The 25,970-nt window shown below is 62.6% G+C and carries 22 protein-coding genes; 10 read left to right on the top strand and 12 right to left on the bottom strand.

Annotated elements, in window-relative coordinates; genetic code table 11:
* The first annotated feature begins 367 nt into the window (after positions 1–367).
* Both IF103_RS10425 and IF103_RS10420 read left to right on the top strand, forming a co-directional pair.
* Positions 368–1,276, top strand: a complete 909-nt coding sequence (locus tag IF103_RS10425; protein ID WP_023380235.1) for a LysR family transcriptional regulator — start codon at positions 368–370, stop codon at positions 1,274–1,276.
* A gap of 101 nt (positions 1,277–1,377) precedes the next feature.
* Positions 1,378–1,977 (top strand): hypothetical protein, encoded by a 600-nt coding sequence (locus IF103_RS10420; RefSeq protein ID WP_041925480.1) that lies wholly within the window; start codon positions 1,378–1,380, stop codon positions 1,975–1,977.
* Between the two features lie 70 nt (positions 1,978–2,047).
* Here the strand turns inward: IF103_RS10420 and IF103_RS10415 are convergent, their stop codons facing one another.
* On the bottom strand, positions 2,048–2,926 hold the full coding sequence (locus IF103_RS10415) for a DMT family transporter (RefSeq protein WP_023380233.1): 879 nt from the start codon (positions 2,924–2,926) through the stop codon (positions 2,048–2,050).
* Between the two features lie 229 nt (positions 2,927–3,155).
* On the opposite strand from IF103_RS10415, the gene IF103_RS10410 reads away from it, so the two are divergent.
* Positions 3,156–3,980 carry an aldo/keto reductase gene (locus IF103_RS10410; protein ID WP_027907186.1) on the top strand — a complete coding sequence of 275 codons (825 nt, stop codon included), beginning with the start codon at positions 3,156–3,158 and terminating at the stop codon, positions 3,978–3,980.
* Between the two features lie 83 nt (positions 3,981–4,063).
* Here the strand turns inward: IF103_RS10410 and IF103_RS10405 are convergent, their stop codons facing one another.
* Entirely contained in the window at positions 4,064–6,151 is a 2,088-nt protein-coding gene (locus tag IF103_RS10405; protein WP_023380231.1) for a putative bifunctional diguanylate cyclase/phosphodiesterase, read from the bottom strand.
* A 148-nt stretch (positions 6,152–6,299) separates the two neighbouring features.
* Complete coding sequence (locus tag IF103_RS10400; protein WP_023380230.1) at positions 6,300–6,794, bottom strand: GNAT family N-acetyltransferase; 495 nt, start codon at positions 6,792–6,794, stop codon at positions 6,300–6,302.
* 168 nt (positions 6,795–6,962) lie between these two features.
* On the opposite strand from IF103_RS10400, the gene IF103_RS10395 reads away from it, so the two are divergent.
* The gene (locus tag IF103_RS10395) at positions 6,963–7,286 is read left to right on the top strand and encodes a hypothetical protein (protein ID WP_023380229.1); all 324 of its coding nucleotides are present in this window, start codon (positions 6,963–6,965) and stop codon (positions 7,284–7,286) included.
* 44 nt (positions 7,287–7,330) lie between these two features.
* Here the strand turns inward: IF103_RS10395 and IF103_RS10390 are convergent, their stop codons facing one another.
* Positions 7,331–7,801, bottom strand: coding sequence for a hypothetical protein (locus tag IF103_RS10390; protein ID WP_023380228.1), 471 nt, complete (start codon positions 7,799–7,801; stop codon positions 7,331–7,333).
* A 139-nt stretch (positions 7,802–7,940) separates the two neighbouring features.
* On the opposite strand from IF103_RS10390, the gene IF103_RS10385 reads away from it, so the two are divergent.
* On the top strand, positions 7,941–8,948 hold the full coding sequence (locus IF103_RS10385; protein ID WP_023380227.1) for a GlxA family transcriptional regulator: 1,008 nt from the start codon (positions 7,941–7,943) through the stop codon (positions 8,946–8,948).
* Positions 8,949–8,955: 7 nt separating this feature from the next.
* On the opposite strand, the gene IF103_RS10380 is transcribed toward IF103_RS10385, so the two are convergent.
* A complete protein-coding gene (locus IF103_RS10380) occupies positions 8,956–9,627 on the bottom strand; it encodes a TetR/AcrR family transcriptional regulator (RefSeq protein WP_023380226.1) in 672 nt (223 codons plus the stop codon).
* A 344-nt stretch (positions 9,628–9,971) separates the two neighbouring features.
* A complete protein-coding gene (quiC, locus tag IF103_RS10375; protein ID WP_202676087.1) occupies positions 9,972–11,879 on the bottom strand; it encodes a 3-dehydroshikimate dehydratase QuiC in 1,908 nt (635 codons plus the stop codon).
* Between the two features lie 512 nt (positions 11,880–12,391).
* Between quiC and IF103_RS10370 the strand changes: the two genes are divergently transcribed.
* On the top strand, positions 12,392–13,765 hold the full coding sequence (locus IF103_RS10370) for an MFS transporter (protein WP_023380222.1): 1,374 nt from the start codon (positions 12,392–12,394) through the stop codon (positions 13,763–13,765).
* A gap of 33 nt (positions 13,766–13,798) precedes the next feature.
* Here IF103_RS10370 and IF103_RS10365 read toward each other — a convergent pair whose 3' ends face one another.
* The 5 genes from IF103_RS10365 to IF103_RS10345 form a co-directional block, all read right to left on the bottom strand.
* Positions 13,799–15,211 (bottom strand): DOPA decarboxylase, encoded by a 1,413-nt coding sequence (locus IF103_RS10365; RefSeq protein WP_023380220.1) that lies wholly within the window; start codon positions 15,209–15,211, stop codon positions 13,799–13,801.
* 204 nt (positions 15,212–15,415) lie between these two features.
* Positions 15,416–16,360, bottom strand: a complete 945-nt coding sequence (locus IF103_RS10360; RefSeq protein WP_023380219.1) for a LysR family transcriptional regulator — start codon at positions 16,358–16,360, stop codon at positions 15,416–15,418.
* Between the two features lie 100 nt (positions 16,361–16,460).
* Positions 16,461–17,171 (bottom strand): YebC/PmpR family DNA-binding transcriptional regulator, encoded by a 711-nt coding sequence (locus tag IF103_RS10355; protein WP_023380218.1) that lies wholly within the window; start codon positions 17,169–17,171, stop codon positions 16,461–16,463.
* Positions 17,172–17,311: 140 nt separating this feature from the next.
* Positions 17,312–18,703: an FAD-dependent oxidoreductase gene (locus tag IF103_RS10350; protein WP_202676086.1), complete on the bottom strand. Its 1,392-nt coding sequence runs from the start codon at positions 18,701–18,703 to the stop codon at positions 17,312–17,314.
* A 14-nt stretch (positions 18,704–18,717) separates the two neighbouring features.
* Complete coding sequence (locus IF103_RS10345; RefSeq protein WP_027907182.1) at positions 18,718–20,034, bottom strand: MFS transporter; 1,317 nt, start codon at positions 20,032–20,034, stop codon at positions 18,718–18,720.
* A gap of 247 nt (positions 20,035–20,281) precedes the next feature.
* Between IF103_RS10345 and IF103_RS10340 the strand changes: the two genes are divergently transcribed.
* The 4 genes from IF103_RS10340 (at position 20,282) to IF103_RS10325 (ending at position 24,732) form a co-directional block, all read left to right on the top strand.
* Positions 20,282–21,151: a LysR family transcriptional regulator gene (locus IF103_RS10340; protein ID WP_202676085.1), complete on the top strand. Its 870-nt coding sequence runs from the start codon at positions 20,282–20,284 to the stop codon at positions 21,149–21,151.
* A 51-nt stretch (positions 21,152–21,202) separates the two neighbouring features.
* The gene (locus IF103_RS10335) at positions 21,203–22,120 is read left to right on the top strand and encodes a pyridoxal-phosphate dependent enzyme (protein WP_023380214.1); all 918 of its coding nucleotides are present in this window, start codon (positions 21,203–21,205) and stop codon (positions 22,118–22,120) included.
* Positions 22,121–22,358: 238 nt separating this feature from the next.
* Positions 22,359–23,456: a carboxynorspermidine decarboxylase gene (nspC, locus tag IF103_RS10330; RefSeq protein WP_023380213.1), complete on the top strand. Its 1,098-nt coding sequence runs from the start codon at positions 22,359–22,361 to the stop codon at positions 23,454–23,456.
* A 31-nt stretch (positions 23,457–23,487) separates the two neighbouring features.
* Entirely contained in the window at positions 23,488–24,732 is a 1,245-nt protein-coding gene (locus tag IF103_RS10325) for a saccharopine dehydrogenase family protein (RefSeq protein ID WP_023380212.1), read from the top strand.
* A gap of 72 nt (positions 24,733–24,804) precedes the next feature.
* Here IF103_RS10325 and IF103_RS10320 read toward each other — a convergent pair whose 3' ends face one another.
* Positions 24,805–25,851, bottom strand: a complete 1,047-nt coding sequence (locus IF103_RS10320; protein WP_023380211.1) for a class I SAM-dependent methyltransferase — start codon at positions 25,849–25,851, stop codon at positions 24,805–24,807.
* Positions 25,852–25,970 lie beyond the last annotated feature (119 nt).

Genomic DNA, 25,970 nt, shown 5'->3' with positions numbered 1-25,970 from the left:
TACCTTTTGGGTCGGTTATCCAGATTTCCGGTCTATGCCAGGTGTTCTTTCAGCTGAGCACAGGGGCTCATGCCTACCCCTCATCAGGTTGGGTCGGACGCGTGCCGACACGGGGCTAGCGACCTTGCCACGGCGCCGCGGCTCGGTCTTGCACACAGGTGCTGACACGCCGCCCGCACGCACAATTCGCGGAGCCAGGGACAAGACTAGCCGACCTTGGGCAGACTTCTAATAGAGTGGCTATTGCGGGGCGATAGCGTCAGCGTATGCTTTTTCCCGGTCAAAGGCCGGGCACATCCATACAAGGCAAAAGGGCCCTCGGCGTGCTTCAATTCATCGCCAACCACTGACGCCCAGAGCCAAGCACATGAACCGCAATGACCTGCGCCGCGTCGACATGAACCTGCTGGTGCTGTTCGAAGCCCTGATGATCGAACGCAACCTGACCCGTGTCGGCGAAAAGCTGTTCATCACCCAATCCACGGTCAGCGCCGCCCTCGCCCGCCTGCGGGAGCTGTTCGACGACCCGCTGCTGATCCGCAATGGCCGGGCCATGGAGCCGACGCCGCGGGCGATGCAGATTTTTGCCGAGCTTGGGCCGGCCATGGACGTGATTTCCGCGGCGATCAGCCGGGCGCGGGATTTCGATCCGGCCAACAGCTGCAACGTGTTTCGCCTGGGCCTGTCGGACGACACCGAGTTCGGCCTGTTTCCCGCCCTGCTCCAAGCCCTGCGCGAAGAGGCCCCTGAGATCAGTGTGGTGGTGCGTCGAGCCAACTTCCTGCTGATGCCAGGGCTACTGTCCAGCGGCGAAATTTCCGTCGGCGTGAGCTACACCACCGACCTGCCGGCCACGGCCAAGCGTCGCAAGCTGCGCAACATCGGTGTGCGGGTGCTGCGCGCCGATGACCGCCCCGGCCCGCTGACCCTGGACGAATACTGCGCCCGCCCCCATGTGATGGTGTCCTTCTCGGGCGACATGAGCGGCAACATCGACCTTGACCTGGCCCGCATCGGCCGCTGCCGTAAGGTGGTCCTTGCAGTGCCGCAGTTCGGCAGCCTTCGGGCCTTGTTGCGTAACACCGAACTGATCGCCACGGTGCCGGACTATGCCGCCTGTGCCCTGGCCGACGATGGCAGCCTGCGCGCCGACCCCGCACCGTTCGATGTCACCGAGGCAGAGCTGTCGATGGTCTGGAGCGGCGCCCAGGACAACGACCCGGCTGAACGCTGGCTGCGCGAGCGGATCATGCAGTTCATGGCCGACCCTCGTTGATTCATCGACCTCGTCAATAGCCACCATGAACAGCATCGAGTTCCGCCGCAAGCAGTGCCTGGCGGAAGATGGCGGCATTGATGCATTGACGAGGTTTCCCGATGAAAACCGGCATGATCGCAGCCCTGCTCGTCCTGCTCGCGGCTCTCAGCGGCTGTGCGGCGCCTGCAGCGAACCACGACGCCAGGCCCGACGGGCATTTTTACTCCGCCACCGCAATGTCCAGTGTGGTGCTTGCGCCCGGCCAGCATGTCGCAGTACTGCTGGGGCGCAACGGCGCCTCGACACTCGACTACCTGCAGCGCCATCGCGACGAACGCACTGCGCCCGCGCAGAACCGCAGCACTCCGGTCGCCACCCTCAACAGCGGCAGCCAAGCCTACGACTGGCTGGCCAAATCACTGGCCCAACAGTTCGCCGAAGTGACGTTCTATGACGACCTGGACACACTGTTGGCCGATCGCCCGGACATCATCGTGCTCCTCGATAGCGAAAGCCGACTCGCCAGCGCCGATATCGAAAGCCGTGTGGTAGCACGCTTCTTCGACGACCAGCTGACCTACATCGGCCGTGCCGAGGGACGGGCGCACAAGGCGCTTGGCGATGTGACACGGGTTATCGACGATGAGCAGGCAGTACAGGCCGATGCGTTGCGAGACTTCGATGCGTCGTTGAGCAGCTTGCTGGGGGGGCGTGCCTGACCCATGTGGCCATCGAGCAGCCCCTTCGCAATGCATGGGTTCTTCCACATCCAGCTGCACGCAATGACGGTCACTTCCTGCGCTGCATCCACGCCGCACCCAAACCGCTCAGGCAGATGACGGCGATCCCGATCAGGCTGGCACTGTCCGGCACCTGCCGGTAAATGAGCAGGCCGAGCAACCCGGCGAATACGATCTGGCAGTAACTGAACGGTGCCAACAGCGCCGGCGCCGCATGGCGGAACGCCTGGGTTAGCAGCAAGTGCGCGCTCATGCCAAAGCCGCCCAGTGCCAGCATCAACAGCGCATGATCCCAGCGCGGCACTTCCCAGAAAAATGGCACCAGCGCCGTCATCACCAAGGTGTTGCACAACCCTGCATAGAAGTTGCTGGTGGTCGGGCTGTCGTGGGCGGCCAGGATACGGGTCAGCAACTGGTAGAAGCAGAACCCCAGCGCCGAGCCGAACGGGTACAGAATCGCCGGGGTGAACATCGCGCCTCCCGGGTGCACCACCACCAGCACCCCGACGAACCCCAGCACCACCGCCACCCACTGCCCCGCCGTCACCCGCTCTTTGAGCAGCGGTGCCGACAATGCCGTAACCAGCACCGGCGCAAGGAAGTTGACCGCCGTCGCCTCGGCCAGCGGCAGGTACTGCAGGCCGGTGGTGAATAACAGGCTGGTGCTCAGCAGGCTCAACGCACGCAAGGTCTGCAGCACCGGGCGACGAGTCCGCAGCACGTTAAGGCCGGACTTGGGCAGGAAGATCCCGGCCATCAGCAAGGTATGCACCAGATAGCGCGCCCAGACCACCATGATGATCGGGTAAAGCCCGCCGAGAAACTTGGACAAGGCATCGTGGCTGGCAAATAGAAACGTCGCCACCACCACCAGGGCGATGCCTCGCAGTGGTTGATTGACTCCGGACAGCGGTGTGCTGGAACTCATGGCGCTCTCGATGGCGGCGCGGCGGGATACTGCGCCAGGGTGAAAGGCAGGTGCGGCAGGTCGAATTCTAGAAGAGATACGACAACTTAAGGAAGACCCATTGCCGTTCCCGCTCAAGGCCCAGAAGATTTCGTTCGCTGATCGACCACTTTTTGCCTCAGGCACATGGCCCAGGCCGCAACACACACGCACCATCAATGCCCGTTCCTCCCCCCTACAAGGAGTTCTCATGCATAGGTTAACAACCCGCAACGGTCTGGACTTGCCCTGTATCGGCCTGGGCACCTGGCCAATGACCGGCAGCGAATGCACCACAGCGGTCCGCCAGGCGCTGGAGCTGGGTTATCGGCACATCGATACCGCCACCGCCTACGACAATGAGGCCGCGGTCGGCCAGGCCCTGCGCGAGAGCGAAGTGCCGCGCGAAGCCATCCACCTGACCACCAAGGTCTGGTGGGACAAGCTCGAACCCAAGGCCATGCGTCAATCGCTGGAGGACAGCCTGCGTCTCCTGGGCACCGACCAGGTAGACCTGTTCCATATCCATTGGCCCGCCAAGGACATGGACCTGGCCCGCAGTATCGAGACACTGGTCACCCTGCACGAGGAAGGCAAGGCGCGCAGTATCGGCGTGGCCAATTTCCCGCTCGGCCTGTTGCGCCAGGTGGTCGAGGAGCTGGGGGCGCCGCTGTCGGCGATCCAGGTGGAGTACCACGTGCTGCTCAGCCAGCAGCCGCTGCTGGACTACGCGCGTCAGCATGACCTGCTCTTGACTGCCTACACGCCGCTGGCGCGCGGACGGGCCGCGGAACAGCAGGCTATTGGCGATATCGCCGCCAAGCATGGCGTCCTGCCAAGCCAGGTCGCGCTCAAGTGGCTGCTGGACCAGGATGGCGTGGCGGTGATTCCAAAAGCCAGCAGCCGCCAGAACCAGTTGGCCAACCTGGCGGCACTGGACGTGCAACTGGATGATGATGACCGGACCTTGATCGCGGCGCTGCCGAAGGATCAGCGGGTTGTGAGCCCAGATTTTGCGCCCCAGTGGAATAGCTGAGCGCCCCCATCGCCGCCAACCCGGCTCCTGCATAGACCCCGCAGCATAGCGACGGCGGGGCATGGAGCCGGCACCGCCAGCGATCAGCCCACCTGTTTCAATCGCTCGCTCGCCGGTGCCGGTCGACCGTACAGGTACCCCTGAAAGTGCGAGCACCCCTCGGCAGCCAGGCGGCGCATCTGCTCTTCCGACTCCACACCCTCGGCCGTGGTCTTGATCATCAGACTGTTGGACAGCTCGGTAATGGCCCGAATGATCGACATCGCCTCGCGGCTTTCGCACATGTCATGTACAAAGGACTTGTCGATCTTGATCCGGTCGAACGGGAATGAACGCAGGTAGCCCAGCGACGAGTAACCCGTCCCGAAATCGTCCAGCGAGATGGACACTCCGAGTGCCTTTAGCGCCCGCAGGGTACGCACGTTCTCTTCACTGTTGCCCAGCAACACCGATTCGGTGATTTCCAACTCCAGGCGCTGAGGCGCCAGGCCCGAGTCGGCCAGCGCCAGGGCCACCGTGTGCACCAGATTGGCGTTCTTGAACTGCACCGGCGACAGGTTCACCGACACCGTCTGCTCGCCTTCCCAGCTGGCTGCCTCCTGACACGCCAGGTTGAGTGCGCGGGTTCCAAGCTCGTGGATCAGCCCGGTTTCTTCGGCGATGGGGATGAAGTCCATCGGCATCACCATGCCCCGGGTCGGATGCTCCCAGCGCAGTAGCGCTTCGTACCCGGTGATCTGGCTGGTCTGCTGGTCGACCACTGGCTGGTAGTGCAGGTGCAATTGCCCAAGGTGCAGCGCTGTACGCAGGTCGGTCTCGACCAGGCGGCGCTGGCGTGCGGCAACGTCCATCTCGACGCTGAAGCACTCGTAGCGATTGCGCCCATTGCGCTTGGCTTCGTACAACGCCATGTCGGCATAACCCAGCAGTTGCTCGGCCTGATCGCTGTCCTGCGGGGCGATGGCCACCCCGATGCTGACCCCTACCGAGAACTGATGGCCTTCGATCTGGAACGGCGGGCTGATCGCTTCAATCAGGCGCTGGGCGATGTGGTAGGCACCCTCACGGTTCTCCAGGTTGGTCAGGACCACGGCGAATTCATCGCCGCCCAGACGGGCCAGGGTGTCGTGCTCCCGCAGCTCGCGACGCAGCCGCTTGCCCAAGGCTCGCAGCAACTTGTCGCCGAAAGCATGGCCAAGCGAGTCGTTGATGTTCTTGAAATTGTCCAGGTCCAGGCACAGCGCAGCGGTCAGCTTGCTGTTGTCCTCACCCCGCACCAGCGCCTGTTTCAAACGCTCGTTGAACAGCGTGCGATTCGGCAACCCGGTGAGCGCGTCATGGTGTGCCATGTGGTGGATCTGTGCGTGGGCGGCCAGCTCCTCGGTGGCGTCTTCGGCGACGAACAGCACGTAGTCGGCCTGACCGTCGCGATTCTGGCAGAGCAGCGACCGGCTGCGCAGGATGCGCGGGCCGCAGGCGGTGTCGACCCGGGTTTCGGCGGCAAACCCCTTGGCACTGCGGGCACCACGGCTGAACTGCTGACCCAGGAATTCAGCGCCAGCCGGGGTCAGGCACTCGTTGGGCATCTGGCCGATCATGTTCGCGTCACGGCCGCCGAACAGGCGCTCGGCCTGCTGGTTGGCCAGCAGGATGCGCTGGCTCTGCAGGTCCTGGACGATCACACTGGCAGGAATATTGGAGATCACCGAGTCGAGGAACTGCGACAGGTTGGTCATCTCCTGGCTGTACTGCTCGGCCAGCTCCTTGGCCTTCAACAGCTCCAGCTCCTGCTGGCGACGCTCGGTGATGTCACGCGTGACCTTGGCAAAGCCGACCAACTGGCCATCGTCGTCGTATACCGCGTCGATCACCACATGGGCGTGAAAAGCCGTGCCATCCTTGCGCAAGCGCACACCGATTTCCTCGAAGCGCCCCGTGCGCCGGGCCTGATCCAGGTTCTGCTCGGGCAGACCGGCGTTACGCTCGCTGTCCTTGTAGAACAGCGAATAGTGCTTTCCGACAATCTCGTCGGCCCCATAGCCCTTGGCCCGCTGCGCTCCCGGATTCCAGTTGGCGACGATCCCCTCGGGGGTAAGCAGGTAAATGGCGTAATCCAGCACACTCTGGATCAACAGCCGGTACATGATGTCCGAACTTGCGACTAGCGACATGAGATTTACCTGAACCTGCCAAGGGAACGATAAGCCGCCGGGCACGGTGGCGGCCAGGTCTTGCAAAAGGGTGCTGGCATTATGCCAATTACCTGATTTTTGTGAAGTGACTCACAAAATTTTGCCGTTGCCCATCGCGGCGCGGCGCTCAGTGGCGGGCCGCGCTTACCCAGAAATTGAGCAACTCCGGGTCGTCATCCAGCTCGATCATCCGCACCGGACGCGGCAGGGTATCCACCAGCGCTTGGCAGAACGCCACGGCCTGGCGGTCCCGGCCATGGCAGCGCAGCAGCCAGTCGCCGGGGCGGCCGAGGAACTGTTGCGCGACAGCCCGCGCAACGCCCTGGCGGCGATACTTTTTAAGGATGAACAGGTCAGCCAGTTCCAGGGCATCGACCCCCGGCAATTCGCTGCGCTCGACCAGCACGAAACCCGCGATGAAACCATCCACCAGGACCAGGCTGGCGCTCCAGTCGGGAGCGTGCCAATAACGTTGCAGGTGTGATTCATGAATGTAGAAACGCCCGTCCACCTCGACGTCCTCCTGCTCCCAGTCGGAGGATTCATAGGCATAGAACTGATAAAGGTTGCGCAGCAGTTCAGCCTGGTCGGGGCTGGTTTCAAGCAATTCGATGGGCAGCATGAGGCGGGCTCGAAAAATTAGCAGTTTAACGCGCGCCGAAGAACGCTGTGGGCAGATTCCCACCGCGACCGGAGCAGCCTGAACAACGCGTTGGTTTCAGTTTCGCTAACGGCCGGTTAGATTGCAGGCCCCGGCACGGAGGCCTGCATCCACAGAAAAGGAAATGCCATGAAACACGACTTCCAACTCGCCTACACGATCAGCCCCCTCGACACCGGCAAACCACAGCACGTAGCTTCGGCGGAGAAAGCGCGCACCATCCTGCGCCACAACCTGGGTTGGGAAACCACCGGTGATATCGAGACCACACTGCTCGGCCAAGTGGAGCTGGCACCCGCCACCCTCGATGACAAGGCCCGCGAAGCGAAACGCCAGGTCCGCATGCGAATAAAAGGCGAACTCGAATCGGCGGACGTGATCAAGCACATCGAGTTCGAAGGCAGCCTGATGGTCAATGGCCTTGGTAGCGCCATCACGCTCAATATTCCATGACCCCGCTCAGGGCATCAGTGCATCGGGTGCCCTGATCACCCCTTTCAAGGGTGCGGCGCTTGGTCCAGGGCGGCCTTGAGCGCCTGCGCATCGCTGAACAGCCGTTGGCTCACCAACGCGCCCCGCTCCAGCTGCAACCACAGCACCTTGCCCTCCTCGGCTGGGTAACGACTGGCCACTCGGCCGTCACGGTCAAGCAGAACCCGGTAGCTGTAGTCACGCATCGCCGGAATGGCGAACAGTTTGCTGATCAGCGCCGGCATGCGCTGGATATCGGCGACGAACAACGCATGGCGTGCTTCAAGGTAGCCCTTGGGCTGATCGGCAAGCGCCGCCTTCACCAGCTTGGCGCCGTCCATATCGCGGGCAACCAGCAAGATATGGGTGCCGGTTTCAAGACTGCCGGCCTGGTCGTACTGGTCGAGCAGCGTCCAGGGCGCCAGTGTTTCACCTGTTTGCAAGGCATTGGCAATGAATGGCAACAAGCTCAACAGCAAAGCGAGGGCGTATTTCATCGAGGGTCTCCGGGTGAGGTACGCCAGCATAGCTCAGTTGCCTCAATACGACCTCCAATACCACGCCCGCACCCCGGAGATTGTCTTTCCCTCGGCCTGCCGCCACACTCTGCGAACCAGCCTGGAAGCGGAGTTCAGAGTGCCAACGCCACGTCAGTTCAGCAAGAAGACCAGCACCAGCAACATGCTAAGGCTCAAATCCTCGACCGAGAACGCACAGGCGCCCTATCGGGTCGACTTCGTCCTGCTCGAACACTTTTCGATGGCCAGTTTCACCGTGGCCATGGATGTGCTGGTCACCGCCAACCTGCTGCGCGCCGACAGTTTCCGCTTTACCCCGCTGTCGCTCAGTGGCGATCGGGTGCTGAGCGACCTGGGCCTGGAACTGGTGGCTACCGAGTTGGAGGCGCAAGCGCTCAAGGACCTTGATCTGCTGCTGGTGTGTGGCGGCCTGCGCACGCCGTTGAAGTACCCCGAACTCGATCGCCTGTTGGGGGACTGCGCTGCCCATGGCATGGCCCTGGGTGGCCTATGGAACGGTGCCTGGTTCCTTGGCCGCGCCGGCGTGCTCGATGACTATGGCTGCAGCATCCACCCCGAACAGCGCGCGAGCTTGTCCGAGCGCAGCCCGCAGACACGCATCACCCCTGCCAGCTTCACCCTCGACCGTGACCGCCTGAGCGCGGCCAGCCCCAACGGCGCCATGGAGCTAATGCTAGGGCTGGTACGCAGGCTTTACGGCGATGGCTTGGCCGAAGGTGTCGAGGAAATCCTGTCGTTCTCGGGTGCTCGCTATCGCCAGGTCGGGCCTGGAGCGAAGAAGTCCATGAGCCTGCACCTGCGCACCATCGTCGAGCTGATGGAAAACAACCTGGAAGAAACCCTCAGCCTCGACCAGCTGGCCACCTACAGCGGGCGCTCGCGAAGACAGATCGACCGGCTGTTCCAGGCCCAGTTGGGTACCTCGCCGCGGCGCTACTACATGGAGCTGCGCATCACCAAGAGCCGCCGCCTGTTGCAATACTCCGACCTGTCGGTGATGGAGGTGGCGGTGGCCTGTGGTTTCGTCTCGGTGTCGCACTTCAGCAAATGCTATGCCGCCTACTTCGGCTACCCGCCGTCACGCGAGCAACGGCTGGGTGAATGAGCGCCGGTCAGGCGCGGATGTAGCGCATCACTACGTCGCAGATCATCGCCCTGTGGCGCTGCCTGACGTTGGTGTCGGAGAAATCGACCTGGAAGATGTCGCCAAAGGTATGCCGGTTCGATACCCGATAAAAACAGAACGAGCTCATCAGCATGTGCAGGTCGATGACCTCGATTCCGGGCCGGAACACGCCCTCTTCAACACCGCGCTGCAACGTACGACTCAAGGCCTGGAGCACCAGGCTGCTCATCTCGCGGATGACCGGGGTCTTCTTGACGTATTCGCCGTAATGGATGTTCTCGGTGCAGACCATGCGCACGAAGTCGACATTGCGGTCATGGTGATCGAAGGTGAACTCGACCAGACGCTGAATTGCCTGCTCGACCGGCAGCGATTCTAGCTCGAGGCTTTGTTCGGTCTTGCGGATATCGCCGTAAAGCTTGACCAGGCACTCGACGTACAGCTGTTCCTTGCTGCCGAAGTAGTAGTAGATCATGCGCTTGGAGGTGGCCGTGCGCTCGGCGATGGCGTCGACCCGCGCGCCTGCCAGCCCCTGCTGGACGAACTCGTTGATCGCGGCCTGGAGGATGTCCTCGCGCGTTTTCTCGGGGTTGTTCTTGCGCGTCTTGCGCACCCCTTCGATCTCAGGCTGGCCGAGGCTGACTACGGAATCACTCATACCCACTCACAGGCTGTTTATTGGAATGCGAGGATTATCCGTGAGCGAAGCGATACAGGGAAGCGCGCTGTTGGTCGGGTGGCGTCGCGGAGGGTGTGGTGATTGTGAGATCGAACCCCGCCTGCGCGGCGCATCGCGAGCAAGGCTCGCTCCTACGTCTATTCCGGGCCAATAATTCCTGAAAGATGTGCGCTTGACGCGATATCAGGTCGTACAAGCAAGGCGCTCGCGCGCGCCTGTCACTGACGTTATTGGCCCGAAACAGACGTAGGAGCGAGCCTTGCTCGCGATGCGCCGCGCGGGCGGCGCTCGATCTCACAGGCCCCCAGAGCCTAACGCCATGCTCACAACACCGGCTTGCGCGCCGCACCACTGCGCCGCTTGGCCATCGCCGCCAGCCGCACCGCAACGTTGGCGGCACCATAGCCGGCGTACCCCCCCTTGCGCTGGATGATTTCGAAGAAGAAACGCTCCTCGAACGCCTCGGTGTAGACGTGGAACAACTCCCCCCCCTGGGCATCGCGGTCGTACAGCACGTTGTAATACGCCAGCTCGCTGAGGAATTCGTCGTCGAAATCGAAGCGCGCAGCCAGATCGTCGTAGTAGTTCAGCGGAATCTCCAGCAACGGCACTCCCGCCTCCTTGGCCCTGGCCACTTCGCGGAAGATATCGTCACAATCGAAGGCGATGTGATGAACACCCGAGCCCCGGTAGCTGGACAATGCGTGGGCGATGGCGGTGTTACGGTTTTCCGAGATGTTCAACGGCAAACGCAAGGTACCGCACTGACTGCGCAGGGCGCGGCTTTTCACCAGGCCGTATGGGTCGGGCAAAACCACCTCGTCGTCGGCGGCGAAGTCGAAGAGACTCTTGTAGAACAGCACCCAACTGTCCAGCGACTCGGCCGGCAGGGCCAGAGCCATGTGGTCGATTCGGCGCAAGCCACCACTGGCAGTCGCTTCAGGGTCCAGGGAGAAGTCGGTATCGTACAGCGAGCGGCCTTCGCGCCCCTGCTGCACCAGGTAGATCAGGCTACCGTCCGGGGCACGCACCGCAGGCACTTCACATTCGTTGGGGCCGACCAGGCCGCGGAATGGCTGACCACGGAAAGCCGTCGCACGCTGCAGTGCCGCCTCCTCGTCCTTGACTCGCAAGGCCGTGGCACACAGTGAAGGGCCGTGAGCCTCGAAGAAGTTGTGGCCGAAGGAATACGGCTCGGCGTTGAGCACGATGTTGATATCGCCCTGACGCAGCAGCGTCACGTCCTTGCTGCGGTGCTGGCCAGCCTCGGCGAAGCCCAGGCGCTTGAGCCAACCGCCAAGGCGCGCACCAACGGCCTCATCCACTGCAAATTCAAGGAATTCGACACCGTCATAGGCACTGGCCGCCGGTGGCGCGAACAACACACCCGGCTCGATGGGCGTGGCTTCTTGCTCCAGGCGCAGGCGGGTCTGCTCTTCAAGGTACAGCAGCGAACGCAGGCCATCGGCGGCGTTCTGCCGTGCCGGTGCCGCGCGGAAGCCGTCGTTGAAAATCTCCAACGACAACGGACCACGATAGCCAGTCGCCAAAATCGGTGCGAGGAAACCCGCCAGATCCATTTCACCTTGCCCTGGGAAGCAGCGGAAGTGGCGGCTCCACTCCAGCACGTCCATCGCCAGGATCGGCGCATCGGCCATCTGCACGAAGAAGATCTTGTCGCCGGGGATATCGCGGATCGCCGACGGATCGCCCTTGAGCGACAGGGTGTGGAAGCTGTCGAGGATCACGCCCAGCGCAGGATGGTCAGCCTGGCGCACCAGGTTCCAGACTTGCTGGTAGGTGTTCACATGGCGGCCCCAGGCCAAGGCTTCGTAGCCGATGCGCAGACTGCGCTTGCCGGCATGCTCGGCCAGCAGACGCAGGTCATCCACCAGAATCTGCTCTTCGCTCAGCGCATCGGCCTGGACGTTGCTGCACACCAGGACCAGGTCGGTACCCAGCTCTTGCATCAAGTCGAATTTGCGTTCGGCCCGATCGATGTTCTTCTGCAGGCGTTCACGACGGCAGCCTTCGAAATCGCGAAACGGCTGGAACAGAGTGATGGCGATACCCAGGTCGGCGCACATCTGCCGAATTTCACGTGGGCTACCGGCGTAATAGAGCAGATCGTTCTCGAAGATTTCAACGCCGTCAAAACCGGCGGCGGCGATGGCTTCGAGCTTTTCCGGCAGAGTGCCGCTCAAGGACACGGTGGCTATCGAACGCTGCATGCTGGAATACCTTGTTATTGGAGCGCGGCGCGGGGCCTGCGCGGAGGACGACGGTGCCGAAACCTCGAACAGGTTTCTGGCACGATCAATTATTCGCAGGTAAAGTCCTGTCAGCAATTGGTTTGTACGAAATGGTTAGTTTTGTGTTCGATTACCGAACAAAACCCGTTTCGATGAATTGATCAAATGCCAACCCGTGCGCAACTATGAATTCCAGACGCAGGTAAACCGAAGATCCGATTCTGCCCAGAAGGTCGTTCGGCGGAACCTGCGCTGAAGAGCCCAGTATCACCACATAATAAGTTCAATAAACCGGGTACCGACCTATGCACACTCCAGTCGCCTTGCGATCCGCACCTGCTCGCTCGCTCTCCCTTCGCACTTCCCATCCGCGATTGCGCGCCATTTAGCAACGCCCCTACTCCCGATATCGATCGCTACGTCTGGCCCCTTGTCGCGCCTCGCGAACGCTGCCAGCCGTGCGGTAACCAACAAGAACAACGGAGACAACGATGGCCCACTCCAGCTCTCAAGCCAAGAAGGCGACCGCCAGCGGATGGATCGGCTCGGCACTCGAGTACTACGACTTCTTCATTTACGCGCAAGCTGCGGCCCTGATCTTCCCGCAGATCTTCTTCCCCAACACCGACCCGAAAATGGCCATCATCGCTTCGCTGGCCACCTACGGTGTCGGCTACCTGGCCCGTCCGGTCGGCGCCTTCGTGCTCGGCCACTGGGGTGATACCCGCGGGCGCAAGAACGTACTGCTGCTGTGCATGTTCCTGATGGGCCTGTCGACGATGGCTGTCGGCCTGCTGCCTACCTACCACGACATCGGCCTGCTGGCCCCGGCACTGCTGGTGTTGCTGCGCCTGGTCCAAGGCTTTGCCGTGGCCGGCGAAATCTCCGGCGCCAGTTCGATGATCATGGAGCACGCTCCGTTCGGCCGGCGCGGCTACTACGCCAGCTTCACACTGCAGGGCGTACAGGCCGGTCAGGTCATGGCCGCCGCGGTATTCCTGCCGCTGGCCTACTTCATGCCAAGTGAAGCCTTCAACGATTGGGGCTGGCGTATTCCGTTCCTGATGAGCGCCCTGGTGCTGGTAGCGGGCTTCATCATCCGCCGGGAAGTGCATGAAACCCCAGCCTTCGTGAAAGAAGAGAAGCAGGACAAAGTCGCCAAGTCGCCCGTCAAAGAAGCTTTCCGTCACAGCTGGAAGCACATGGTGCTGGTGATGTTCATGGCACTGATGAACGTGATCCCGGTCGTGGCCACCATCTTCGGTGCAGCCTACGCAGTACAGCCGGCCTACGGCATTGGCTTCGACAAGAGCGTTTACCTGTGGATTCCGGTGGTCGGCAACATCGTTGCAGTGTTGGTGATTCCGTTCGTCGGCAACCTCTCGGACAAGATCGGTCGTCGCCCGACCATGATTGCCGGTTGCCTGGGCTCTGGTCTGCTAGCCTTCGTCTACCTGTATGCGATCAGCATCCAGAACGTACCGATGGCCTTCGTCGCCTCGATCGTGATGTGGGGTCTGGTGTACCAAGGCTACAACGCGGTGTTCCCAAGCTTCTATCCAGAGCTGTTCCAGACCCGCTACCGGGTCTCGGCCATGGCCATCGCACAGAACATCGGCACCATGCTCACCGCCATGCTGCCGGCGCTGTTCGCCTTCGTTGCCCCGCCAGGTTCGGACAACATCCCACTGGTGATCGGCGGTTTGGCGTTCCTCATCACCTGCGTGTGCGCCTTCGCTGCCTACCTGGCACCGGAAACCCACCGCCTGGCAATGGAAGACCTGGGTAACCCACAGGCCAAGCCGATGGAAAAAGAAGCCTACGAGGCCAGCCGCAAAGGCAGCTTTCAGACAGTAGGACATTGATGGACAAGGGGGCCGCTTAGCGGCCCCCTTGTTTCAGTCGTTGACGATTTGCTGTAACCGCTCCCACAACCGCTCCACATGCTCTCGCTCGGTCGGCAGAGCCCCCACCGACACTCGCACCATCCAGCGCCCATCCAGGGTAGCCGGCGTGACATAAGCATCCCCCGAGGCATTGAGCCGTTGCGCCCAGCCCTTGGTGTGGGTATCCAGCGCCTCGCCATCCAACCCTGCTGGACAATGGCGAATGCACAACGTCTGCAATTGCACAGGTGCCAACAGCGCCCATTGCGCCGTAGCCTGCACCTGCTCGGCCAGCCAGCGGGCGTTTTCCAGGTCCCGGCGCAAGCGTTGCTGCAAGGCCTCTACCCCCTCGCTTCGCAACATGAACCACAGCTTCAACGCGCGGAACCGACGACCCAATGGGATCCCCCAATCGCGCAGGTTCTTCACCTCGTCATCCACCGCCGACTGCAGGTAGCTGGGGTTGGTGCTCATCACCCGGATCAAATGCTGTGGGTCGCGCACATAGTAGATCGAGCAGTCGAAGGCCACGCCCAACCACTTGTGGGCATTGACCACCACCGAGTCGGCCAGCTCAATGCCCTCCCACATCCAGCGGCATTCCGGCAGGATCATCGCCGAACCAGCCATGGCCGAATCAACGTGCAGCCACAAGCCATGCGCCTGGGCGATCTCGCCAATCGAACGGAGCGGATCGAGCGCGGTGGTGGCGGTGGTGCCGGTGGTGGCGACGACCGCACAGGGCTGATTGCCCGCTGCCAGGTCCTGCACGATGGCCTCGCGTAGCGCCTCAGGGCGCATGGCGAACTGTTCGTCAACGGCGATCAGGCGAATGTTGTCGCGTCCGAAACCCGCCAGCAACGCTGCCTTGTCCACCGAACTGTGCGCGTGGGCGCTGACATACACGACCAACGGTTTTGCCTCGGCCTGCAGGCCACCCCGCACCAAGGCGTACTCGGTGGCTCGTTCGCGCGCGCAGATCAGCGCCACCAGGGTGCTGGTCGAAGCGGTGTCCTGGATAACCCCGCTCCACTGTGCCGACAAACCCAACAATTGGCGCAGCCAATCCAGGGTGGTCTCTTCCAGCTCGCTGAGTGCCGGACTGGATTGCCAGGACAGCCCGAGCACGCCCAGGCCGGTGCTGAGGAAGTCGCCCAGGACCGACGACAGCGTGCCGTTGGACGGGAAGTAGCCGAAGAAATTCGGGTGCTGCCAGTGCGACAGGCCAGGCATCAGCAGGTGGTTGACGTCGTCGAGAATTGCCTCGAACGGCTCGGCCTTCTGCGGCGCTGCATCGGGCAATGCCGACTTGAGATAGCCCGGCTCAACCTGTGCCATGACCGGGCGCTCGGCGATACCTTGCCGATAGTCTGCGATCAAGTCGATCAGTTGGTGGCCATACTGGCGAAATTGTTCGGGGGTCACGCTCAGTCTCCTTTGGGGGTGCCTGGCGTCAGTGCCGCTCTTTGCGCAAGCACGCCCGCTCCCACAGATTACTCACTGGCTCCGAAAACAGCGCAGTCCTGCAAGGAACGGCTTCACCCACGAAAAGGGCCAGCCCCGACACCACGATGTCCCCCAGTCTAGGCAGCCCCACGCCGCCGAAGAACCCCACTTGGCGCATACCTGCTATGGCAAAGGCGCATGACCGCCCTGTACACCGAACTGCGATTGCCGCCACAGCTCGAAGACTCGGTTGCGCAACCAGCGATGCTCAGCAGATGCCTGCAGGCGCTGGTGCCACACCACCCAGTAGCGTTGGGTGTGCTCGATAAAGCCCAGCGGTCGCCAGGCCAGTGGGTGCAGCCGGCACAATTGGCGGGCGATGTGTTCGGGAACGGTCGCCACAGCCTGGCTGTTGCCGACCACCTGCACGGTGGCGGAAAAGAACGGCACTTCCAGGCCAACCCGCCGCTGCAGGCCTTGGGCGCGCAGGTGGCGATCGATGAAGCTGTCCTTGTCGCCGCCACCTGAGATACGCACATGCTTGAACGCCAGGTAGTCCTCCTGGCTCAAGGCTTCGAATGCTGTGAGCGGATGGTCCTGACGCATCAGGCACACCGCACGGTCCTCGCCCAGCAGGCGGCCGTGCAGGTTGGGTGGAGACTCATCGAACAGGGTCGTGGCCAGGTCGATCTCACCACTGGCCAGAAGCGCATACTGGCCAGCCTGCCAGGTGCGGTACTCCAGGCTTATGCCCGGCGCTTCGCGCTCCAGCGCTGCCACCAGCAGCGGCAGCATATGTTCGGCGACGTAATCGGAGGCAGCCAGACAGAACCGACGCTCGCAACGGGCTGGGTCGAAGGCCGCTGGCTGGCGCAGGGCCTGGAGCTCTTCCAGCACCTGACGCAGCGGTTCGACCAAGGCTTCGGCATACTCGCTGAGCACATAGCCGCGGCCCTGTCGCACCAGCAGCGGGTCGTCGAACGCTTCGCGCAGATGGGCCAATTGACGGCTTAGGGCCGACTGGCTGACGCCCAGGCGCTCGGCTGCATGGCTAAGGTTCTTCAACTGCAGGAGGCAGTCAAGCGTACGCAGGTGAGCGAGGCTGAGGGAGGTGAAGGTGGGGTTCATTCAAGCCTTCCAGCAAGGGAGCGCCATGCCCAATCGCCAGCCTCCCAGCCCCTGCAGGAACCGGCTTGCCGGCGATTGGGACGCAACGCGGCCCCTGTCTTCAGGCAGTCAGGCCGACGTAGACGTTCTGCACATCGTCGTTTTCGTCGATCGCTTCGAGGAATGCCTCGACCTCGGCCAGGGCTTCAGCGCTCAGGCTGGCAGCGCTTACCGGGTTCTTCGGGGTGTAGCCGATTTTCGCCGAGGTCACGGTGAAACCATGCTCTGGCAGCGCCTTCTGCACGGCGTCCAAGTCGGTGGTGTCGGTGATGAACAGGGTCGAACCCTCTTCCTCGCCTTCTTCGAAGTCCTGGGCGCCGGCCTCGATGGCGGCCATTTCCGGGTCGGCGTCACCGTTCGGGGTCGCCTCGATCAGGCCAACGTGGTTGAAGTCCCAGGCCACCGAACCGCTGGCACCCAGCTGGCCCTTGCGGAACAGCACGCGGATCTGGGCGACGGTGCGGTTGACGTTATCGGTCAGGCACTCGACGATCAGCGGCACCTGGTGCGGTGCGAAGCCCTCGTAGCTCACAGCCTGATACTGCACCGCGTCGCCATCGAGCCCTGCGCCCTTGCGGATCGCCCGTTCCAGGGTTTCACGGGTCATCGAGGCCTTCTTGGCCTGTTCGATGGCCAGGCGCAGACGCGGGTTCATGTCGGGATCGGCGCCGGACTTGGCGGCAATCTGGATCTCTTTGGACAGCTTGCCCATGATCTTGCCTTTGGCGTTGGCCGCGGCTTCTTTATGTTTGGCTTTCCACTGTGCGCCCATGTCGACTCTCTTTGTTTCAGCGGCCGGTTCAGGAAGCGACCGGCCAAAAGTGGGTGCAGTTTATACGCCCTCGGGCGATGGTTCGACAAGAAATCTTCGCCCAAGCGCTGGCAAGCCAGCGCCTACACGCCCAGAGCCACTCAGGCCTTGTCAGACTTACCCGCCGCCGCCGCGAACCGTGCCAGCCGCACGTCCAGCCGCCGCGGCCTTACACCCTGGTCCTCGGCGCGCTCCTTGCGCCGAATGGCATTGCGCACCATCAACGAGCCCAGGTAGCGAATCGGCTCTGGCGGGAACAGGCCCAGCGGTCCGTTGACCAGTGGCGAACGGGTCCACGGGTTGTCCAGCCCCAGCGCAAGCGACGAGAGAATCTGCCCGCCCATGTGGCAAGGCCCTACACCGCTGCCGGAATAGCCGAAGCCATAGAACACGTTGCCTTGCCCATCCAACCGGCCAAAGAACGGCAAACCGGTCACCGAACGGTCCGAGGGCCCGTTCCAGCTGGCCGCCAGAGGCACATCGGCCAGCGCTGGGAAGAACGCGCCGAGGCTCTCGCGCAGCAAGGGCCGGTACGGCGACGGTTGGTCGAACACTGGCAGCATGCGCCCACCATAGGCGAAGGTATTGCCGCCCTTGCCGAGCATCAGCCGGCCGTCAGAGGTGTTGTGGTAGTAATGCACGAAAATGCGCGAATCGAGCACGCTGATGCCGCTGTCGAGGCCGATTTCCCGGAGCAACTCAGGGCACGGCTCGGTGATCACCATATCGCTGGAAACGATGGCCACGGTGCGTTCGAACTGCGCGAATGCCCGCGCCATCCAGGCATTGAGACCAAGCACCACGCGGTCGGCACGGACCGTACCGTGGGCAGTGCGCACCTGCACCGGAGCGCCATGCTCAAGCCCGGTCATGGCCGTGCCTTCATGGATTCGCACCCCCAGCTGCAGGGCCACCCGGCGCAGGCCGCGCACCAGGCGCCCCGGCTGCACGGTGGCGGCAGCCGGAGAGAACCAGCCCTCCAGGTGTCGCGCCGAACCGGCCAGGCGCTGCAGCTGTTCCAGCGGCAAACGCTGGAACGAATTGATCCCCTTCTGCTCCAGCGCTGCGATCACTGCGTCGGTGGCCCCCACCTGGGCCGGATTGGTAGCGGTATACAGCGTGCCATCCAGTCGGTAGTCGCAGTCAATGCCATGCTCGGCGCAAAACGCGCCGATGGCGCTGATACTGCGCTCGGACTCGCGCACCAGGCGCACCGCCTCAGCCACCCCGAACAGACGCTCCAAGGTGAAATACTTGGCCGACCACGACAGCGCGCATCCGCCGTTGCGCCCACTGGCCCCAGCGCCGCAGATATCCGCCTCGATCAGCAATACATCCAGTGCTGGCACCGCTTGCTTGAGCATCAGTGCTGTCCATAGCCCGGTGTAGCCGCCACCGACGATGCAGACATCACAGCGGGCATCGCCCTGCAGCGGTGGGCAAACAGCCGCCTGTTCGGAATCCAGGGCCTGTTGCAGCCAGAAGGGTCTCATTCGCTTGCTTTCCTTTATGTACGCAGTGGCTTTATTGCCATGCTGGTGTTGGGCGCCACGTCACTGGCCTGGGCCGTGCTCGCCGGGCGACTGTTCCAATGCGGCACCAGCACCAGGGCCGAGAACAGCGCACAGCCTGCGAAGACGATGAACACCGTGACGCTGTCGAAGTAACCGGGCAGCAAGCCGCCCAGCACGGCACCCACCGAACCACACCCGTTGACGAAACCGGCCGCCGTTGCCCCCGCCTTGGCCGTGCCGAAATCGATCGCTGCCGCGCCGCTGATCATCGAGTCAGGCCCATAGAGGGTCAGGCCCATGACGAACAGCAGCGCCACCACCAGCATCACGCTGCCGCTATGCATCGCACCCATGAAGGCTGCCAGTGTCAGGGTCAACAGCAGCAGGCTGATCACGCAGGCCGGCATGCGCCGCGCGCCGAACAGTTTGTCCGAGGCCAGGCCAATGATGATGGGGCCCAGCAGTCCGGCCAGCTCGAAGGCCGTCGGAATGATCGCCGCCCCCACCTTGCCCACCGAAGGCATTTGCTCGAAGACGATCACCGGCCCCCACAGCAAAATGGCATAACGTGCCGGCTTGAGCAGGAAGTAAGCCAGGCCGAGGGTCAGTACCGTACGGTTGCGTAGCACTTCACGTAGCGGCGCCCAGACACTGCACAGGTTTGAACCCGGGGACATGCTCTGCGGCTCAGGCTCCACCGCTGGCAGGCCTACATCCTCGGGTTTGTTGCGCTGCAGAAAGAAGAACAGCACAGCGACAGCCGCCACCACCGCGGCACTGGAGAAGAACGCCGCGTGCCAGGTGCCGACCAGGGTGTAGGCCCACCAGCCGGCGAATGGCGAGGCGACCAAGCCGCCAAAGGCATAGCAGGAACTCCACAGCCCCAATACCCGGCCACGCTGCGAGGCCGGGAAGAAGCTGCCGATGTTCTTGCACAGCCCCGCCCAACCGGTGGACTGCGCCAGGCCCTGGATCAACATGCAGGTGGCGAAGATCGGGAAGGTGGCGTAACTGCCCATCACCACCGCAGCGGCGGCCGAAATCAGCAGGCCGCCGAGCACTACCACGCGCGGGCCAAAGCGGTCGGCAAGCATGCCCCAAGTAAACTGGCCCACGGCATAGGCGGCCAGGTAGATCGCATCGAGGTTGGCCATGGCGGCCTTGTCGAGCATGAAATTCGGGTCTTCGCCGATGCCAAGCTTGGCCACCGAGAACGCTTTGCGGGTGAAATAGAAGGCGGCGTAGGCCAGCCAGGTGATGGCGAAGATCTGTACGCGCCAACGTTTCATCGCGGCTAGGGTTTGATTCATTTTGACTCTGACCTCTTGCTCAAGTGTGCCGGCAGAATGTGAAGAAAATGCCTGTCTTGTTGTTGTGTTGCGCACTGCATGACGTGGCTCGTCATCTGGTCAGATGGCGCCGTATGGGCACCATGGCCACAGGCGGCCGCTTGTGGCGGCTGGCTGGGGCTGATCGGTATGGAAACAGCTACTGACTGATAAATAAAAACGATTTAAGGTATTTCAGACATAAGCTCAGCTTGTTACTGGAGACGTCATGGCGGTTTCCCACGCTCAACTCAAGGCCTTTCATGCCGTGGCCGTGCACGGGAGCTTCACCCGCGCCGCAGAAAAACTGTTCCTGAGCCAACCGGCGGTGTCCGACCAGGTGCGCAAACTCGAAGAACGCTTTGGCGTGTTGCTGTTTCATCGCAACAAGCGCTCGGTGCACCTGACCGACCTGGGTGAACGCCTGCTGGGTATCAGCCAGCGCCTGTTCGCCTGCGAAGCCGAGGCCCACGACCTGCTGCAAGACTCCCGCGCCCTGCAAACCGGCAGCCTGGTCCTGGCCGTGGATGCGCCTGTCCACGTGCTGCCGCAGATCGCCCGCTTCTGCCAGCGCTATCCAGGCATCCAGGTAAAGGTCGAGACTGGCAACACCGATGAATCCCTCGCCCGCCTGTTCAGTTACCAGGCGGACCTGGCGCTGCTGGGGCGCGATGTCGACGACGAGCGCCTGCACTGCGTGCCATTGCGACGCGACCCGATGGTGGCCTTCGTCTCCCATCAGCACCCATGGGCCAGTCGCGGGTCGATCAGCCTGGCCGACCTGGACGACACACCGCTGGTGCTTCGCGAACCGGGCTCGGTAACCCGGCAAACGCTTGAAGAGGAAATGCAACGTGCCGGCCTGCGCATACGCCCGGCAATTCAGGTCGAGGGCCGGGAGGCCGCGCGTGAGGCGGTGGTGGTGGGAATTGGCGTGGGGGTGGTCTCGGCAGCCGAGTTCGGCGCCGACGCCCGTGTATGCGCGCTGCCTATCGTCGATTGCCAGCGGCACCTGACCGAAACCCTGGTGTGCTTGAGCGAACAACGCACACGGCGGGTGGTGGCGACTTTTCTACAGATGGTCCAGGAGGCAATGTGACCTGTACCGTACGCGACTCATTTCAGCCTTGGTAAACAGAGGGATCTACCCATGACCTTGCACATTCAGACGCCCCTGATCGAATCCCGGCCCATGTCCATCGCAGCCGGTCGAGCGGTGTGGCTCAAGCTCGATGCACTGCAGCCCTGCGGTTCGTTCAAGTTACGCGGGGTCGGCCACGCCTGCGAGACGCATCATGCGCGTGGAGCGCGGCACTTCGTGTCGTCCTCCGGTGGCAACGCTGGCCTGGCCGTGGCCTATGCCGGTCGCCAGTTGGGCGTCCCGGTCACGGTGGTGGTGCCCGAAACCACCACTGAACGCGCCAAGGAGCTGCTGCGCCTCGAGAACGCCGAGGTGGTGGTGCACGGCAGTTCCTGGCAGGAGGCCAACGAACTGGCGCAGACCTTGGTCGGGCCGAACGATGCCTTCATCCACCCCTTCGACGACCCATTGCTGTGGACCGGCCATGCCAGCCTGGTGGACGAGCTGGCCCAGGCCGGTTTCAAACCCGATGCGGTGGTGCTCTCGGTTGGCGGCGGAGGCTTGCTCAGCGGCGTGGTCGAAGGCCTGCAGCGCAACGGCTGGGACGATGTACCGGTGCTGGCGGTGGAAACCGAAGGTGCAGCATCGCTGCACGCGGCCATGCAGGCCGGCCAGTCCATCGAACTGGCGCGCATCACGTCGGTCGCCACCTCGCTGGGCGCCAAACGGGTGGCCGATCAAGCGTTGACCTGCGTGCGCACGCACCCGGTCCAGAGCCACCTGGTCAGCGACCGCGCCGCACTACAAGCTTGCGAGCGGTTCCTGCTCGATCATCGGGTACTGGTCGAGCCAGCCTGCGGCGCAGCCTTGGCCCTGGCCTACGACCCGCAGGCACTGGAGCAATACCGCCAGGTGCTGGTGGTGGTCTGTGGTGGCGCCACGGCGACCCTGGCGCAGATTCAGACCTGGTTGGCGGCGGCGCAGTAGATCTCCCCTGCTGGCAGGTACGGCGCAGGTCGTCGATCGGGTTCCCGCCAGCCACCGAACGCGGCGATTAGGATAGTCATATTCGTCTGTTCAACTGCCTTGCGCGAAGGACGGATGGCGCATCGATTACCGTCAGCCACATAACTCTGACGAAATGCGTCTTCCGCCCTTTCGATATACGGCAAGTGAAGGCACAATGCGTGTCCTTTTTTTGGCCGGCCTGGCCGGGGGCCTTTAAATGATCAAGACGCCGTACTACCTCATCGATAAAACCAAGCTGCTGGGCAACATGGAGAAGATCGCCTACGTGCGCGAACACTCCGGTGCCAAGGCCCTCCTCGCCCTCAAGTGCTTCGCCACCTGGTCGGTATTCGACCTGATGCAACAGTACATGGACGGCACCACTTCCTCGTCGCTGTACGAGCTCAAGCTCGGCCGCCAGAAATTCGCTGGCGAAACCCATGCCTACAGCGTGGCGTGGGCCGACGATGAAATCGAGGAAATGCTCGAGAACTGCGACAAGATCATCTTCAACTCCATCGGCCAGCTGCAACGCTTCGCCGAGCAGTCCGAAGGCAAGGTTCGCGGCCTGCGCGTCAACCCGCAGGTGAGCAGCTCCGACTACCTGCTGGCCGACCCGGCCCGCCCGTTCAGCCGCCTGGGCGAATGGGACCCGGCCAAGATCGAGCAGGTCATCGAGCAGATCTCCGGCTTCATGTTCCACAACAACTGCGAGAACGGCGACTTCAGCCTGTTCGACAAGATGCTCTCGCACATCGAGGAACGCTTCGGCCACCTGCTGCACAAGGTCGAGTGGGTCAGCCTCGGTGGCGGCATTCACTTCACCGGCGAAGACTATGCTCTGGATGCCTTCTGCGCGCGCCTGAAAGCCTTCTCGGAAAAGTACGGCGTGCAGGTTTACCTCGAGCCGGGCGAAGCTGCCATCACCCAGAGCGCGTCGCTCGAAGTGACCGTGCTCGACACCCTGTACAATGGCAAGCACCTGGCTGTGGTCGACAGCTCCATCGAAGCGCACATGCTCGATCTGCTGATCTACCGCCTCAATGCCAAGATGGCCCCTAACGAGGGCGAACACACCTACATGGTCTGCGGCAAGTCGTGCCTGGCCGGTGACATCTTCGGCGAGTACCAATTCGATCGACCGCTGGCCATTGGCGATCGCCTGTCGTTCATCGACGCGGCGGGTTACACCATGGTCAAGAAAAACTGGTTCAACGGTCTGAAAATGCCAGCCATCGTGGTCAAGCAACTCGACGGCAGCGTCGAAGTTGTCCGCGAGTTCGGTTTCGAAGACTACGTTTCCAGCCTGTCGTAAGACGGGCTTTCAGTAAGGAGCAAGGGATAAATTGAAGAAGAACGTTCTTATCATTGGTGCAGGAGGTGTCGCCAAGGTGGTGGCCCACAAGTGCGCGCAGCATAACGACGAACTCGGTCGTATTGCCATTGCGTCGCGGAACATCTCCAAATGCCAGGCCATCATCGACAGCGTAAAGGCCAAGGGTAGCCTCAAGGTACCCGCCGACATCCAGGCCTTCTCGCTCAATGCTCTCGATGTCGAGGCGACCAAAGCGCTGATCCGCGAAACCGAATCGCAGATCGTGATCAACGTTGGTTCCGCCTTCCTCAACATGTCGGTGCTGCGTGCCTGCATCGATACCGGTGTCGCCTACCTGGACACCGCCATTCACGAAGAACCGGGCAAGATCTGCGAGACGCCGCCCTGGTACGGCAACTACGAGTGGAAACACCTCGAAGAGTGCCAACAAAAGAACATTACCGCCATTCTTGGTGTCGGCTTCGACCCGGGTGTGGTGAACAGCTACGCGAAACTCGCGCAGCAACAGTATTTCGACAGCATTGAGTCGATCGACATTCTCGACGTCAATGCCGGTTCCCACGGCAAGTACTTCGCTACCAACTTCGACCCGGAAATCAACTTCCGCGAATTCACAGGTCAGGTTTGGAGCTGGCAGAACAGCCAGTGGACCAGCAACACCATGTTCGAGGTCAAGCGTACCGACGACCTGCCGGTGGTAGGTTCGCAGAACCTGTACCTGACCGGTCATGACGAAGTTCATTCGATCTCCAAGAACCTCAACGTACCGAACGTGCGTTTCTGGATGAGCTTCGGCGAGCACTACATCAACGTGTTCACCGTGCTGAAGAACCTGGGCCTGCTCTCCGAGCAACCGGTCAAGACCGCCGAAGGCCTGGAAGTGGTACCGCTGAAGGTGGTCAAGGCCGTGCTGCCTGATCCGGCCTCCCTGGCCCCGGGCTACACCGGCAAGACCTGCATCGGTGACCTGGTCAAGGGCACCAAGGATGGCCAGCCCCGCGAAGTGTTCATCTACAACGTCGCGGACCACGAAGAAGCCTACGCCGAAACCGACAGCCAGGGCATTTCCTACACCGCTGGCGTACCGCCAGTGGCCGCTGCCCTGCTGGTCGCACGCGGCGAGTGGGATGCCAAGCGCATGGTCAACGTCGAGGAGCTGCCAGCCGAGCCGTTCCTCAAGGCGCTGGACGTCATGGGCCTGCCAACCCGCGTGAAAGACGAAAAAGGCGACCGTCCTTGGGACGCTGAAGCCTAAGCAACAAGACAGAAGGGGCGCCGACATGGCGCCCCTTCTGCTTTGGCCGCATCCCTGACAAGCCAGCGCCTGCTACTTGCGCGCCTCCAGGATCAGGTTGAAGGGCGTTTGCGTCGCGCGCCGGAACCGGGTGAATCCCGCTTCCTCGAACACCGCCCGCAAACGCGCCTCCCCGGCCTGGGCGCCAAGCCCCAACCCGACTTCCTGCGAAAGCGAATTCGGTGTGCAGATAAACGTCGAGGCCGCGTAGAAGAGCCGCCCCACCGGCGTCAGATTGCCATCCAGCGAGTCCTCGGCATAAGGCTCCACCAACATTACCGTGCCATCTGCCTTGAGCGCACGGTAGGCATGCCGCGCCGCCCCGACCGGGTCGCCCATGTCATGCAGACAGTCGAAAAAACACACCAGGTCATGATCATGACCTGGGTAATCCTTGGCAGAAGCCTTTTGGAAACTGACGCGTTCAGTCAGCCCAGCCTCGCGTGCACGTTCGCTGGCCGTGGCGATAGAAGGCGCGTGGTAGTCGTAACCGGTAAAGGTCGAGGCTGGAAACGCCTCGGCCATGACCAGGGTCGACGCCCCATGACCGCATCCCACGTCCGCGACCTTCGCCCCGGCCTGCAGCTTGGCCACCACGCCCTCCAGCGCTGGCAACCAGTCAGCCACCAGGAAGGTCCGATAGCCCGGCCGGAAGAAGCGTTCGGTACCGCTGAACATGCACGGGTGATGATCGCCCCAGGCCAGGCCTCCACCACCGCGCATGGCTGCCACCAGCTTGTCCTTGTCATGGAACAGGGCGGCGATCACCGACGCGCCCCCTGCCATGTAGGCGGGGGAGTCTTCCAGCGCCAGGGCCATGGCCTGCTCTTCGGGTAGCACGAAGCTGCCCTTTTCATGAACGACGTAGCCGGCGGCCGACTGGGCATTCAGCCACTCACGCACCAACCGTGGGTGGCAACCGGTCTTGGCCGCAAGTGCCTCGGGGGTGACGGGTTGGCTGTCAGCCATGGCTCGGTACAGCCCCAGCTCATCGCCGAGAATGACATTGGCCAGCGTCGCCGCCGCGCCCATGTCGCCGACCAGCTTGCCCATGAAATCGTGAAGCCTTGCCTCGTCCATGACCAGCCCTCCTCTGCAAGAAGGCCACCGTCAACGAGGTCAGTCCTGTCCGGAGGGCGGTGGTCGGATGGATGAAACGTTCTGCAAGCGAACCACGCATAAGTTTAGTTCAAACCGCA

Source organism: Pseudomonas sp. SK2 (genome assembly GCF_016772395.1).
Classification (GTDB): domain Bacteria; phylum Pseudomonadota; class Gammaproteobacteria; order Pseudomonadales; family Pseudomonadaceae; genus Aquipseudomonas; species Aquipseudomonas taiwanensis.
Note: the sequence above shows the minus strand (reverse complement) of the source record. Positions and strands in the feature narration are given on the sequence as shown.

What these genes read in the sequence shown, in the direction of transcription:
- IF103_RS10425 (WP_023380235.1), top strand. Translation starts at nt 368, where the DNA reads ATGAACCGCAATGACCTGCGCCGCGTCGACATGAACCTGCTGGTGCTG.
- IF103_RS10420 (WP_041925480.1), top strand. Translation starts at nt 1,378, where the DNA reads ATGAAAACCGGCATGATCGCAGCCCTGCTCGTCCTGCTCGCGGCTCTC.
- IF103_RS10415 (WP_023380233.1), bottom strand. Translation starts at nt 2,926, where the DNA reads ATGAGTTCCAGCACACCGCTGTCCGGAGTCAATCAACCACTGCGAGGC.
- IF103_RS10410 (WP_027907186.1), top strand. Translation starts at nt 3,156, where the DNA reads ATGCATAGGTTAACAACCCGCAACGGTCTGGACTTGCCCTGTATCGGC.
- IF103_RS10405 (WP_023380231.1), bottom strand. Translation starts at nt 6,151, where the DNA reads ATGTCGCTAGTCGCAAGTTCGGACATCATGTACCGGCTGTTGATCCAG.
- IF103_RS10400 (WP_023380230.1), bottom strand. Translation starts at nt 6,794, where the DNA reads ATGCTGCCCATCGAATTGCTTGAAACCAGCCCCGACCAGGCTGAACTG.
- IF103_RS10395 (WP_023380229.1), top strand. Translation starts at nt 6,963, where the DNA reads ATGAAACACGACTTCCAACTCGCCTACACGATCAGCCCCCTCGACACC.
- IF103_RS10390 (WP_023380228.1), bottom strand. Translation starts at nt 7,801, where the DNA reads ATGAAATACGCCCTCGCTTTGCTGTTGAGCTTGTTGCCATTCATTGCC.
- IF103_RS10380 (WP_023380226.1), bottom strand. Translation starts at nt 9,627, where the DNA reads ATGAGTGATTCCGTAGTCAGCCTCGGCCAGCCTGAGATCGAAGGGGTG.
- quiC (WP_202676087.1), bottom strand. Translation starts at nt 11,879, where the DNA reads ATGCAGCGTTCGATAGCCACCGTGTCCTTGAGCGGCACTCTGCCGGAA.
- IF103_RS10370 (WP_023380222.1), top strand. Translation starts at nt 12,392, where the DNA reads ATGGCCCACTCCAGCTCTCAAGCCAAGAAGGCGACCGCCAGCGGATGG.
- IF103_RS10360 (WP_023380219.1), bottom strand. Translation starts at nt 16,360, where the DNA reads ATGAACCCCACCTTCACCTCCCTCAGCCTCGCTCACCTGCGTACGCTT.
- IF103_RS10355 (WP_023380218.1), bottom strand. Translation starts at nt 17,171, where the DNA reads ATGGGCGCACAGTGGAAAGCCAAACATAAAGAAGCCGCGGCCAACGCC.
- IF103_RS10350 (WP_202676086.1), bottom strand. Translation starts at nt 18,703, where the DNA reads ATGAGACCCTTCTGGCTGCAACAGGCCCTGGATTCCGAACAGGCGGCT.
- IF103_RS10345 (WP_027907182.1), bottom strand. Translation starts at nt 20,034, where the DNA reads ATGAATCAAACCCTAGCCGCGATGAAACGTTGGCGCGTACAGATCTTC.
- IF103_RS10340 (WP_202676085.1), top strand. Translation starts at nt 20,282, where the DNA reads ATGGCGGTTTCCCACGCTCAACTCAAGGCCTTTCATGCCGTGGCCGTG.
- IF103_RS10335 (WP_023380214.1), top strand. Translation starts at nt 21,203, where the DNA reads ATGACCTTGCACATTCAGACGCCCCTGATCGAATCCCGGCCCATGTCC.
- nspC (WP_023380213.1), top strand. Translation starts at nt 22,359, where the DNA reads ATGATCAAGACGCCGTACTACCTCATCGATAAAACCAAGCTGCTGGGC.
- IF103_RS10320 (WP_023380211.1), bottom strand. Translation starts at nt 25,851, where the DNA reads ATGGACGAGGCAAGGCTTCACGATTTCATGGGCAAGCTGGTCGGCGAC.